The 12,639-nt window shown below is 70.2% G+C and carries 10 protein-coding genes; 1 reads left to right on the top strand and 9 read right to left on the bottom strand.

Features of this window, described 5'->3' with window-relative positions:
- Positions 1 to 232 precede the first annotated feature (232 nt).
- Positions 233 to 3,370, top strand: coding sequence for an isoleucine--tRNA ligase (ileS, locus tag ACMTAK_RS36330; protein WP_413810086.1), 3,138 nt, complete (start codon positions 233 to 235; stop codon positions 3,368 to 3,370).
- A 509-nt stretch (positions 3,371 to 3,879) separates the two neighbouring features.
- Here ileS and ACMTAK_RS36325 read toward each other — a convergent pair.
- The 9 genes from ACMTAK_RS36325 to ftsW form a co-directional block, all read right to left on the bottom strand.
- Positions 3,880 to 5,076 (bottom strand): DivIVA domain-containing protein, encoded by a 1,197-nt coding sequence (locus ACMTAK_RS36325; RefSeq protein WP_413810085.1) that lies wholly within the window; start codon positions 5,074 to 5,076, stop codon positions 3,880 to 3,882.
- Between the two features lie 49 nt (positions 5,077 to 5,125).
- Complete coding sequence (locus ACMTAK_RS36320; protein ID WP_014060001.1) at positions 5,126 to 5,422, bottom strand: YggT family protein; 297 nt, start codon at positions 5,420 to 5,422, stop codon at positions 5,126 to 5,128.
- Positions 5,423 to 5,504: 82 nt separating this feature from the next.
- The gene (locus ACMTAK_RS36315; RefSeq protein WP_030831675.1) at positions 5,505 to 6,125 is read right to left on the bottom strand and encodes a cell division protein SepF; all 621 of its coding nucleotides are present in this window, start codon (positions 6,123 to 6,125) and stop codon (positions 5,505 to 5,507) included.
- Between the two features lie 123 nt (positions 6,126 to 6,248).
- Complete coding sequence (locus tag ACMTAK_RS36310) at positions 6,249 to 6,968, bottom strand: YggS family pyridoxal phosphate-dependent enzyme (protein ID WP_413810084.1); 720 nt, start codon at positions 6,966 to 6,968, stop codon at positions 6,249 to 6,251.
- Between the two features lie 3 nt (positions 6,969 to 6,971).
- Positions 6,972 to 7,712 carry a peptidoglycan editing factor PgeF gene (gene pgeF / locus ACMTAK_RS36305; RefSeq protein ID WP_413810083.1) on the bottom strand — a complete coding sequence of 247 codons (741 nt, stop codon included), beginning with the start codon at positions 7,710 to 7,712 and terminating at the stop codon, positions 6,972 to 6,974.
- Positions 7,713 to 7,755: 43 nt separating this feature from the next.
- Positions 7,756 to 8,997 (bottom strand): cell division protein FtsZ, encoded by a 1,242-nt coding sequence (gene ftsZ / locus ACMTAK_RS36300; protein ID WP_413810082.1) that lies wholly within the window; start codon positions 8,995 to 8,997, stop codon positions 7,756 to 7,758.
- Positions 8,998 to 9,274: 277 nt separating this feature from the next.
- Positions 9,275 to 10,072: a cell division protein FtsQ/DivIB gene (locus ACMTAK_RS36295; RefSeq protein WP_413810081.1), complete on the bottom strand. Its 798-nt coding sequence runs from the start codon at positions 10,070 to 10,072 to the stop codon at positions 9,275 to 9,277.
- A 13-nt stretch (positions 10,073 to 10,085) separates the two neighbouring features.
- Positions 10,086 to 11,180: an undecaprenyldiphospho-muramoylpentapeptide beta-N-acetylglucosaminyltransferase gene (gene murG, locus ACMTAK_RS36290; protein ID WP_198278911.1), complete on the bottom strand. Its 1,095-nt coding sequence runs from the start codon at positions 11,178 to 11,180 to the stop codon at positions 10,086 to 10,088.
- A gap of 6 nt (positions 11,181 to 11,186) precedes the next feature.
- Complete coding sequence (gene ftsW / locus ACMTAK_RS36285) at positions 11,187 to 12,638, bottom strand: putative lipid II flippase FtsW (RefSeq protein WP_413810080.1); 1,452 nt, start codon at positions 12,636 to 12,638, stop codon at positions 11,187 to 11,189.
- Between the last annotated feature and the right edge of the window lies 1 nt (position 12,639).

Below are 12,639 nucleotides of genomic sequence, written 5' to 3'. Positions count from 1 at the left end.
AGAGCGACCCGGGGACGGTGTGAGCCCGGGGGCGAGCGCGATGTGAAGGATCACCCCGGAGCCGCCGGAAGAACGCCCGCCCTGGGTCAGTAGAACCGGCATCGCGATCCCAATGAGGGGGCCGGGAGCCAGCGGCTGCCGGTCAAGGAGGGTGGTACCGCGGGAGCGCACGGCTCTCGTCCCTCCGACGGAAACGGAAGAGCACGTGTCCGCCGGAGGAAGAAGAGCCCCGATGACGCCGCAGTACCGCCAGGTGCCCGCCCAGGTCGACCTGCCCGCCCTCGAGCACGCCGTGCTCGACTTCTGGCGGGAGAACAAGATCTTCGCCCGTAGCCTCGAGCAGTCCGAGGGGCGGCCCGAGTGGGTCTTCTACGAGGGCCCCCCGACCGCGAACGGCATGCCGGGCGCCCACCACATCGAGGCCCGCGTCTTCAAGGACGTCTTCCCGCGCTTCCGCACCATGCGGGGCTACCACGTCGACCGTAAGGCGGGCTGGGACTGCCACGGCCTGCCGGTCGAGCTGGCGGTCGAGAAGGAGCTGGGCTTCAACGGCAAGAAGGACATCGAGGCGTACGGCATCGCCGAGTTCAACGCCAAGTGCCGGGAGTCCGTCACCCGGCACACCGACGCCTTCGCCGAGCTCACCACCCGGATGGGGTTCTGGACCGACCTCGACGGCGCGTACTGGACCATGAACCCCGGGTACATCGAGTCCGTGTGGTGGTCCCTCAAGGAGATCTTCAACAAGGGGCTGCTGGTCCAGGACCACCGGGTGGCCCCCTGGTGCCCGCGCTGCGGCACCGGGCTGTCCGACCACGAGCTCGCCCAGGGCTATGAGACGGTCGTCGACCCCTCCGTCTTCGTGCGCTTCCCGCTGACCTCGGGCCCACTGGCGGGCGAGGCGGCGCTGCTGGTGTGGACGACCACGCCATGGACCCTGGTCTCCAACACCGCCGTGGCCGCGCACCCGGAGGTGCGCTATGTGGTCGCCACCAACGGCGAGGAGAAGCTGGTCGTCGCCGAGCCGCTGGTCGAGAAGGCGCTCGGCGAGGGCTGGACGGTCGCCGGCGAGTCCTTCACCGGGGCCGAGATGGAGCGCTGGAGCTATCGGCGCCCCTTCGAGCTGGTGGAGATCCCCGACGCCCACTTCGTCGTCAACGCCGAGTATGTGACGACCGAGGACGGCACCGGTCTGGTCCACCAGTCCCCCGCGTTCGGTGAGGACGACCTGCTGACCTGCCGGGCCTACGGGCTGCCGGTGGTCAACCCGGTCCGCCCGGACGGCACCTTCGAGGAGGGCCTGGACCTGGTCGGCGGCCAGTTCTTCAAGAAGGCCGACGAGGCGCTGACGGCGGACCTCAAGGAGCGCGGGCTGCTGTTCCGGCACGTGCCGTACGAGCACAGCTATCCGCACTGCTGGCGCTGCCACACGGCGCTGCTCTACTACGCCCAGCCGTCCTGGTACATCCGCACCACCGCGATCAAGGACGCGCTGCTGCGGGAGAACGAGAAGACCAACTGGTATCCCGAGTCGGTCAAGACCGGCCGCTATGGCGACTGGCTCAATAACAACATCGACTGGGCGCTGTCGCGGAACCGCTACTGGGGCACCCCGCTGCCCATCTGGCGCTGCGCCGAGTCCCATCTCACCTGCGTCGGCTCCCTCGCCGAGCTCTCCGAGCTGACCGGCACCGACCAGAGCGGTCTGGACCCGCACCGGCCGTACATCGACGCGGTCACCTTCACCTGCACCGCCGACGGCTGCTCGCTGACGGCCGAGCGGGTGCCCGAGGTCATCGACGCCTGGTACGACTCGGGCTCCATGCCGTTCGCCCAGTACGGCTACCCGTACCGCAACAAGGAGCTCTTCGAGCGGCGCTACCCGGCGCAGTTCATCTCCGAGGCCATCGACCAGACCCGCGGCTGGTTCTACACGCTGATGGCGGTCGGCACGCTCGTCTTCGACAAGTCCTCGTACGAGAACGTGGTCTGCCTCGGTCACATCCTGGCCGAGGACGGCCGGAAGATGTCCAAGCACCTGGGCAACATCCTTCAGCCGATCCCGCTGATGGATCAGCACGGCGCGGACGCGGTGCGCTGGTTCATGGCCGCCGGCGGCTCGCCGTGGGCGGCCCGCCGGGTGGGCCACGGCACCATCCAGGAGGTCGTGCGCAAGACACTGCTCACCTACTGGAACACGGTGGCCTTCCAGGCGCTGTACGCCCGCACCTCGGGCTGGGCACCCTCCGCGGCCGACCCGGCCCCCGCCGAGCGGCCGCTGCTGGACCGGTGGCTGCTGGGCGAGCTGGGCACGCTCACCGAGCAGGTCACCGAGTCCCTTGAGGCGTACGACACCCAGCGCGCCGGAAAGCTGCTGTCGGCGTTCGTCGACGACCTGTCCAACTGGTACGTGCGCCGCTCGCGCCGCCGCTTCTGGCAGGGCGACGCCGCCGCGATGCGCACCCTCCACGACGTCATCGAGACGGTCACCAGGCTGATGGCACCCCTGGTGCCCTTCATCACCGAGCGGGTCTGGCAGGACCTGGTCGTCCCGGTGAGCCCGGAGGCCCCGGCCTCCGTGCACCTGACCACCTGGCCGGAGCCGGACCGGACGATGATCGACCCGGCCCTCTCGGAGCGGATGGCGCTCGTGCGGCGCCTGGTGGAGCTGGGGCGCGCGACCCGCGCGGAGTCCGGTGTGAAGACGCGCCAGCCGCTGTCGCGCGCGCTGGTCGCCGCCTCCGGCTTCGAAACCCTCGGCGCCGAACTGCGCGCCCAGATCGAGGAGGAGCTGAACGTCTCCTCGCTCGCCTCGCTGAGCGAGGTCGGCGGCTCGCTGGTCGACACGACCGCGAAGGCCAACTTCCGCGCCCTGGGCAAGCGCTTCGGCAAGGGCACCCAGCCGGTCGCCAAGGCGATCGCGGAGGCCGACGCCGCCGCGCTGTCGGTCGCGCTGCGCGAGGGGAACGCGTCGGTCGTGGTGGACGGCGAGACGGTCGCCCTCTCCCCCGACGAGGTCATCATCACCGAGACCCCGCGCGAGGGCTGGTCCGTTGCCTCCGACGCGGGCGCCACGGTCGCCCTCGACCTGGAGATCACCCCGGAGCTGCGGCGCGCGGGTCTCGCCCGTGACGCGATCCGGCTGATCCAGGAGGCCCGTAAGAACAGCGGGCTGGATGTGGCCGACCGGATCGCGCTGCGGTGGCAGTCGGCGGACGAGGAGCTGCGTCAGGCCCTCGCGGACCACGCCGAGCTGATCGCGGACGAGGTCCTCGCGACCGACTTCGCCTCCGGCGACGGGGAGGAAGGCTACGGCGACGAGTTCACCGACGCCCCGCTGGGCCTCACCTTCCGCCTCCGCAAGGCGTAGCCCCCCGCCGGGGGCTTGTTCCCCACCCCGCCCCTTCCCGAACCAGGGGCTCCGCCCCTGAACCCCGAACGCCCTGGGGGCGTGTCCTCAATCGCCGGGCGGGCTGAAATCAGCCCGCCCGGCGACAAGGCGTCCACCCCCGGGACAAACCCGGGCCACAACCCGCCACCCCACCCATCGCCCCGGACCAGGGCCCAACCGAGAGCCGCGGCCACCAGCCCGTCCGGCGATTGAGCACCCGAACCCAGGCCCAACCCCCGGACCACGGCAACCCAGCCCGTCCGGCGATTGAGGACCCGAACCCAGGCCCAACCCACGGGCCACGGCAATCCAGCCCGTCCGGCGATTGAGGACCGGGGTCCGGGGCGGAGCCCCGGTTACGGGGAGGGGCGGGTAGGGGAAACAGCCCCCGCAGGCCAGCGCGCATGGCAAAGGACCGGGTCCCAGGAGGAGGCTCCTGGGACCCGGCCCTTGTGATTGCCGAACGCCGCGCGCTTACGCGCCCCGCGTCAGTTGTCGTCCTCGTCGATGAGGAAGCCCCGCATCGGGCTGGGCGCCTGCTGCATCGGCTGCGGACTCTGCGGCCGCACCGGTGCCATCGGCTGGGTCATCGCGGGAGACATCTGCTGCTGGCCACCGTAGGACGGCGCTCCGCCGTTCTGGTTGTGGCCGCCCATGGACTGGTTGCCACCCATCGTGTGGCCACCCATCGTCCCGGCGCCAGCCGAGGCCATGGAGCCGCTCATCGAGGGGGACGGCGGCAGCGAAGCGGTCGCCGGGGTACGCGGCGGGGCGAGCGAGTCGTCGGCCTGGTTCTCCAGCTGGCGCAGCTGGCTCTCCAGGTACGACTTCAGCCGCGTGCGGTACTCGCGCTCGAAGCCGCGCAGATCCTCGACCTTGCGCTCGAGCGTGGCACGAGCGGACTCCAGGGAGCCCATCGCGACACGGTGCTTCTCCTGCGCGTCCCGCTCCAGCGCGTCGGCCTTGGCGCGGGCGTCCCGTTCCAGGCCCTCGGCGCGGCTGCGGGCCTCGCCGACGATCTTGTTGGCCTCGGAACGGGCCTCCGCGATCGCCTGGTCGGCGGTCTGCTGCGCGAGCGAGAGCACGCGCGCGGCGCTGTCGCCGCCCGGGCCCTGCCCCGGCTGCGGCAGCTGCGGGCCACCGGGGCCGCCAGGACCGCCGGGGCCACCCGGGCCACCGGGACCGCCCATCGGGCCGCCCATGGGACCGCCGGGACCCATGGGTCCGTTCTGGCCCATCGGGCCGGGTCCGCCCTGCTGCATCTGGCCAGGACCGCCCTGCTGCATCGGACCGGGGCCACCCTGCTGCATCGGACCGGGGCCGTTCTGGCCCATCGGGCCGGCCGGCAGCTGCGGGGCTCCGCCCGGGAGTTGGGGCGGGCCACCCATCTGCTGCTGGCCGGGCGGCACCGGCTGCTGCGGCGGTCCAGATATGGCGGCGGGCACAGGTGCGCCCGGCCGCTCCTGCTGTTCGGGAGGCTTGCGCATGCCTTGTTGCTGGCTCTGGGCCGCGGCACGTGTCGCGGCGGCCAGCTTGGCGCGCAGGTCCTCGTTCTCCCGCAACAGCCGGGTCAGTTCGGCTTCGACCTCGTCGAGGAAGGCATCGACCTCGTCCTCGTCATAGCCTTCTCGGAGGCGGACGGTCGTGAACTGCTTGTTCCGCACGTCCTCGGGGGTCAACGGCATCTCTACTTCACCTCAACGTAGTCGTCGGCAATCGGCAAGACCGTATCGTTCACACCCTGCTCGCAAAATTGCTCACGACGGTGATCAGGATCCAGACGATGATCATCAGCACGAAGAAGGACAGGTCGAGCGCCACACCCCCGAGACGCAACGGCGGAATGAACCGCCGCAGCAGCTTGAGTGGCGGATCGGTCACAGTGTAGGTGGCCTCGAGGATGACCACCATCGCCCTACCGGGTTGCCACGAGCGCGCGAACTGGAAGACGTAGTCCATCACGAGCCTGAAGATCAGCACGATCAGGTAGCAGTAGAGCGCGATGTAGATCACCTGTAGTGCGATGCCCATCCCGCGCGTCCCTCTCCCCTGGTTCGTACTCGGCCTTTCGGCCTCGGATGACTCGGTGTTGCCGGTTTGCCGTTATTGCGTCTCAGCTCTGGTTGAAGAACCCGCCCTCTGCGATACGGGCCTTGTCCTCCGCCGTGACATCGACGTTAGCAGGAGACAACAGGAACACCTTCTGCGTCACCCGCTCAATGCTCCCATGGAGACCGAACACCAGACCGGCCGCAAAGTCGACAAGTCGCTTCGCATCCGTGTCGTCCATCTCCGTCAGATTCATGATCACGGGAGTGCCCTCACGGAAGTGTTCCCCGATAGTACGGGCCTCGTTGTAGGTCCGGGGGTGCAGTGTGGTGATGCGGTACGGCTCCCGCTCGGACACGACCTTGGGCATGATCACTGGCGCGTTCTTCTCCAAGTTCTGACGTTCAGGTGTGATGGACGCCACGGGGGCAATTCGCGCGGGTCGCCCGGTTTCCACCGCAAGTGGGGCCGGTTCGCGTTGTGCGGGAGGGTGGACGACTCGCACAGATTCGCCCCTTTCCGGCCGCGGTTCGGTCTCCACCACCTGATGCCGCCGACGGTCCCGCTCCCGCTCGGGCTCCGGCTCGGGCTCGAACTCGTCGTCGGGGTCGAACCCCCGGCCGTCGTAACCATCGTCCTCCACGAGGCCGAGGTAGACCGCCATCTTGCGCATCGCGCCGGCCATTTTCTGCGTCCTCCGCTCTGTGGTGGATCGGCTCCGCCACCGGATGCCATGGATCCACGTGGCCCGCCCGCCTTTTGACGGGAATGACCATATTTTCTGCTGTGGTCCGACTTCTTCGCGACGTTACCGGAGCCTGGGTCGGACTCCGAGTACCGCAGTGCCGACGCGCACATGTGTCGCCCCCGCCGCCACCGCTTCCTCCAGGTCCGAGCTCATCCCCGCCGAGACCATGTTCGCAGCCGGATGGGCCACGCGCAGGCGGGATGAGATTTCCATCAGCCGGTCGAACGCCGCCCGCGGCCGCCCCTCGTAGGGACCCGTCAGCGGGGCGACGGTCATCAGACCGTCCAGCCGGAGCGCTTCGGCCTCGACCACGGACTCGGCGAGCCGTTCCACTCCGTCCGGTCCCACCCCTCCGCGCTCTCCCCGGTCATCGGAGTCCACGTCGAGCGCGACCTGAATCAGGACGCCCAACTCCCGCGCGGCCCCCACAGCCGCACGGGAGAGCGCGTCGACCAATCGCTTGCGATCGACAGATTGCACCACATCGGCATAACTCGATACGGAACGCACCTTATTGGTCTGCAATTGCCCGACAAAGTGCCAGATCAATGGCAGATCCGCGCATTCCGCAGCTTTGGGGGCGGCCTCCTGGTCGCGGTTCTCGGCGACATGCCGTACGCCGAGTTCCGCGAGCAAACGGACATCGCTCGCCGGATAGGTCTTGGTGACCACGATCAGGGTCACCTCTTCGCGCTTGCGACCGGCCCCGGCGCAGGCGGCAGAGATACGTTCCTCCACGCGGGCCAGATTCGCGGCCAGTTCCGCCTTGCGATCCGTCACAGCTCAGCCGCCCAACCAGACATAGCTCGCGAGCCGCCCCGTGGTGCGCTCGCGCCGGTACGAGAAGTGGTCCGCCGACTCCAGGGTGCAGATGTGAGATTGTCCATCCATCTCGTCCATCCGCACACCCGCGCACGCCAGTTGGGCCCGCACACCGGCCGCCACATCCACGGCGGGGGTGCCCCAGCTGGTCTCGGCCCACGCCTCCGGCACCGTCTGGGCGACATCGGCGCGCATGTCCGCGGGGACCTCGTAGCAGCGGCCGCAGACCGCGGGACCGGTGCGGGCGACGATCCGGGCGGGCTCGGCGCCCTGTTCGGTCATCGCCTTCACCACCGCCGGGACCACTCCGGCGACCAGTCCCGGCCGCCCGGCGTGGGCGGCGCCGACGACCCCGGCCACCGGATCGGCCAGCAGTACCGGGGTGCAGTCGGCGGTGAGAACGGCCAGGGCGAGGCCCCGACGCCGCGTCACCACCGCGTCCACCGCCGGGATCTCGTCGTCCGACCACGGTCCGTCGACCACCGCGACGTCCCGGCCGTGCACCTGGTTCATCCAGACGACCGCCGCCGGGTCCAGGCCCATCGCCTTGGCGGCCAGCTCGCGGTTGGTCCGTACGGCCTGGGGGTCGTCGCCGACCGCCCCGCCGAGGTTGAGCTCCTCATACGGAGCGGCGCTCACCCCGCCCCACCGGTCGGTGAAGGCGAAGTGCGCGCCGCTCGCGTCGTGCTGTTGCGCTATCACGTCTGGTTCACTTCAAAGTCGCCGCCGAGCCATACCGGACGGCTCACTTCAGGAAGTCCGGGACGTCCAGCTCCTCGGCCTGGCTCTCCGGGTAGGGGCGAGCCGGGGGGACCTGGGGGTGCGGGGTGGACACCGGGGGCGGCGACACCTCGGCGACCGGGGCCGGGTCCGCCGGGGCGGGCTCCTCCTCACGCGGGGTGACGCTGCCGAGCCCGCCGAAGGACGGGCGGCCGCCGGTGTCCTGGCCGGCCGGGCGGTTCGAGGAACTGCCGGATCCCTCTTCGCGGTTGCCGCCGCTGTAGGAGCCGAGCACCTTGTCGCGGTTCTTCGAGGGCGGCTGACCGCCGTCGAAGCCCGCCGCGATCACGGTGACCCGGACCTCGTCACCGAGCGCGTCGTCGATCACCGCGCCGAAGATGATGTTGGCCTCGGGGTGAGCGGCCTCGCTCACCAGCTGGGCGGCCTCGTTGATCTCGAACAGACCGAGGTCCGAGCCGCCCGAGATGGAGAGCAGCACGCCCCGGGCGCCGTCGATGGACGCCTCCAGCAGCGGCGAGGAGATCGCCATCTCGGCCGCGGCCACCGCGCGGTCGTCCCCGCGGGCCGAGCCGATGCCCATGAGCGCCGATCCGGCCTCGGACATCACGGACTTGACGTCCGCGAAGTCGAGGTTGATCAGACCCGGGGTGGTGATCAGATCGGTGATGCCCTGAACACCCGACAGCAGCACCTGGTCGGCCGACTTGAACGCGTCGAGCACGCTCACCTGACGGTCCGAAATGGACAGCAGCCGGTCGTTCGGGATCACGATGAGGGTGTCGACCTCGTCCCGCAGACCCGCGATGCCGTCCTCCGCCTGATTGGCGCGGCGGCGGCCCTCAAAGGTGAACGGGCGGGTGACCACACCGATCGTCAGTGCGCCCAGCGAGCGGGCGATGTTCGCGACCACCGGGGCACCGCCGGTGCCCGTGCCGCCGCCCTCACCCGCCGTCACGAAGACCATGTCGGCCCCCTTGAGGACCTCCTCGATCTCCTCGCGGTGGTCCTCGGCGGCCTTACGGCCGACGTCGGGGTTGGCGCCGGCGCCCAGGCCCCGGGTGAGCTCGCGACCGACGTCCAGCTTGACGTCCGCGTCACTCATCAGCAGGGCCTGCGCATCGGTGTTGATCGCGATGAACTCGACGCCCTTGAGCCCGACCTCGATCATCCGGTTGATGGCGTTCACGCCACCGCCGCCGATGCCGACGACCTTGATGACTGCGAGGTAGTTCTGCGGTGCTGCCACGTCGAAGGCCTCTCGCCTCGAGTTACGTGTCGCCACCCCGCTGTTGCCGCGGTGCGCCGACTGATGCCGAATGGGACGGTTCCGATTGCCGACCCCAACCCTAACGCTGAAGTTTAGGGTTACCAGTGCCTCTGTTTCCCGGACTCTTCGGAACAGGACACTAAGTCGACAAGTGTCGCGCGTTCAATGAACACGCCGAACCTCCCGCTTTTCTTTTCACCCTATGTGATCACCCAGCGGGCTAGCCAACCAGGGTGCTGGCCTGCCGCTATCCACGTCAACTGCGAGACACCGCGGGGGCACTCGGCGCTTGGACATCGAAGTGGTCGGCGTCCGGCCGCGCTTTCATCAGGGCGGTGAGCGCCTTCGCCTTCGCCGCGCCGCGCTCTCCGCTCCCCCAGGCGATGGTACGGCCCCCGGTCAGCTCCAGGGTGATCGAATCGTACGAGCGGACCCGGAGGGAACGGGTGTCCTGGCGGACCTTCTCGGGGAGTTGGGTGACCACCCGGACCGCCTCGCGGCGCAGTCCGGTCGGGCCGAAATGGCGCGAACTCGGCGACCGATCCGGCTCCATTTCCAGCAGCGGAACCCCCTTCGGGCGCTTGCTCAGCGTGGAGAACCGGACTCCCGTGGCGTCCACTTCGTGGAACTTCCCGTCCTCTTCGACAATGGCTTCGGGCCTGCGTTCCGTCACCACCAGACTGACGGTGTGCGGCCATGACCGGGATACGTCCACTTTCGCAATCCGCTTCAGCCGCTCGCGTACACGGTGTTCGATCGCTCCGGTGTCCACCGCCACCAGCGGGGTGTTCAGGGAAACATCGGCGGCGTCGCGCACCTCGTCGGCGGTGAGGACGGTGGTGCCGGCGACCCGCACCCGCTCGGCCCGCAGCCAGCTCGAGCCGTAGAGCAGCCAGACGGCCCCGGCGCCGAGCAGGGTCACCGCCACCGCCGTCACCAGCAGGGTGCGGCGGCGGGGCGGCCGGAGCCCGCGGCGGACCCGGAGGAGGCGTGGGGGCGGGCCGGACGGAGTCGTCCCTCGTGCGCCGCGCTCGGCGGTCGACGGTCCGGCCACGCTCCCTGCCTCCTCACGCCTGGCGGCGTGCGCTGATCGCCTCGTACACCATGCCGACCAGCAGCTCGTCGGCGTCCCTGCGGCCGAACTCGGCGGCGCGCCGGGACATCTCGTACAGCCGGTGCGGGTCGCCGAGCACCGGCAGCACATTGCCCTGCACCCACTCGGGGCTCAGCTCGGCGTCGTCGACCAGCAGCCCGCCGCCCGCCTTGACCACCGGCTGGGCGTTGAGCCGCTGCTCGCCGTTGCCGATGGGCAGCGGGACGTAGGCGGCGGGGAGTCCGACGGCGGACAGTTCGGCGACGGTCATCGCGCCCGCGCGGCAGAGCATCATGTCGGCCGCGGCGTACGCGAGGTCCATTCGATCCACATACGGTACCGGGATATAGGGCGGCATTCCCGGCATGTTGTCCACATGCGGCAGTTCGTTTTTCGGACCGACCGCGTGGAGCACCTGGATCCCGGCGCGCTGGAGGAACGGCGCCACCGTCTGGACCACCTCGTTCAGCCGCCGCGCGCCCTGCGAGCCGCCGGAGACCAGCAGCGTCGGCAGGTTCTGGTCGAGCCCGAAGGCCGCGCGGGCCTCGGGGCGGACCGCGGCCCGGTCGAGGGTGGCGATGGAGCGGCGCAGCGGGATGCCCACATAGCGGGAGTTGCGGAGCTTGCTGTCCGGGGTGGAGACCGCCACGAAGTGGGCGTAACGGGAGCCGATCTTGTTGGCGAGGCCGGGGCGGGCGTTGGCCTCGTGGACGACGATCGGCACGCCGAGCCGCTTGGCGGCCAGGTAGCCGGGCAGGGCCACATAGCCACCGAAGCCGACGACGCAGTCGGCCTTGGTGCGCTCCAGGATCTGCTCGGCGGCCTTGATGGTGCCGCGCAGCCGCCCGGGGACGGTGATCAGTTCGGGGGTGGGCTTGCGCGGCAGCGGTACGGCCGGGATGAGCCCGAGCTCATAGCCGCGCTCCGGTACGAGCCGGGTCTCGAGCCCGCGCTCCGTGCCGAGCGCCGTGATCCCCACGGTCGGGTCCTGCCTGCGCAGGGCGTCCGCGAGGGCGAGCGCGGGCTCGATGTGGCCGGCGGTCCCCCCACCGGCGAGTACGACATGCACCGAAATTCACCGCTCTCCGGACGGCCGCCTCTTGGCGGGCCGTCTCATCGTCTTCCGTCTCACCCGAGCCAGCTTCTTCCGCAAAGCAGGCTGCCGCATCGCCAGCGCCGCCCGCGCACCGGGCTCTGCCCGTGCGAAGGCGATCAGCAGGCCGACGGCGAACATGGTCGGCAGCAGGGCGGACCCTCCGTAGGAGAACAGCGGGAGCGGAACACCCGCGATCGGCAGCAGACCCAGCACCGCGCCGATGTTGACCACGGCCTGGGCCGTGATCCAGGTGGTCACGCCTCCCGCGGCGTACCTCACGAAGGGGTCCTCCGTGCGTCCGGCCACGCGGATACCCGCATAGCCTAGAGCCGCGAAGAGAACGAGAACGGACAGCGTCCCCGCCAGGCCGAGTTCCTCCCCGGTAATGGCGAAGATGAAGTCAGTATGCGGTTCGGGCAGTTCGCCCCATTTCTCCATACTTGCCCCGAGCCCTGAGCCGAACCATCCGCCGTTGGCGAGCGCGTAGATCCCGTGCACCGCCTGCCAGCACTGATCGTGCGCACCGGGCTCGGTGGCGCCGATACAGGCGAGCCGGGACATCCGGTTGGCGCTGGTCTTGATGAGCAGCATGCCGATGACCCCGGCGAAGGCGAGGACGCCCACAAAGAGCCGGGTGGGGGCGCCGGCCAGCCACAGCAGGCCGAAAAGGATCGCCGTGAGAATGATCGCGGTGCCCATGTCCCCGCCCAGCATGATCAGGCCGAGCAGCATGCCGGTCGCGGGCACCAGCGGGACCAGCAGGTGCTTCCACTGGGCCAGCAGCCGCTTGTCCTGTTTGCGGGCGAGAAGATCGGCACCCCACAGGACAAGTGCGAGCTTGCCGAACTCACTGGGCTGGAGCAGGAATGGGCCGCCGAAGGAGATCCAGTTCTGGTTGCCGTTGACCGCGATGCCCATGCCCGGGACCTGCACCAGACACATCAGGAAGACCGAGACCGCGAGCAGTGGATAGGCGAAGGCGCGGTGCAGTTTGATGGGCATCCGCACGGCGAGCAGCATCAGCGCGCCGCCGAGCGCGGCGGCGAAGAGCTGTTTGCGGAAGAAGTACGACGGCGAGAGCCCGGACTGCAGCGCCTTGATCTGGGAGGCGGAGTAGACCATGACCAGCCCGAGTACCAGGATCAGCAGCGAGCCGCCGAGCAGCAGGTAGTACGCGGTCAGCGGCCGGTCCCAGGCCCGCCTGACACGCTGCTGAAGCCCGCGCAGGGCGTCCGGGACGTTCACCCTCGGCGGGCGGCGCGGAGGCCGGGAGGCGCCCGCCGTGCCGCGCGGACGGGCCGGTGACGCCGCCCGGCCCTTGCCCCGTACGGCTTCCCGCAGCCGCGGGGCGCCGCCCGAGCGCGGCACCGGGCGGCCGGTGCCGGGGCGGGGCGTCCGGGAGCGCGGGGCGGCGGGCTGGTCGGGCGTCATG

The organism is Streptomyces lacaronensis (assembly GCF_047337785.1).
Lineage (GTDB): Bacteria > Actinomycetota > Actinomycetes > Streptomycetales > Streptomycetaceae > Streptomyces > Streptomyces lycopersici.
The sequence above is the reverse complement of the archived record's forward strand: the minus strand, read 5'-3'. Positions and strand labels throughout refer to the sequence as shown.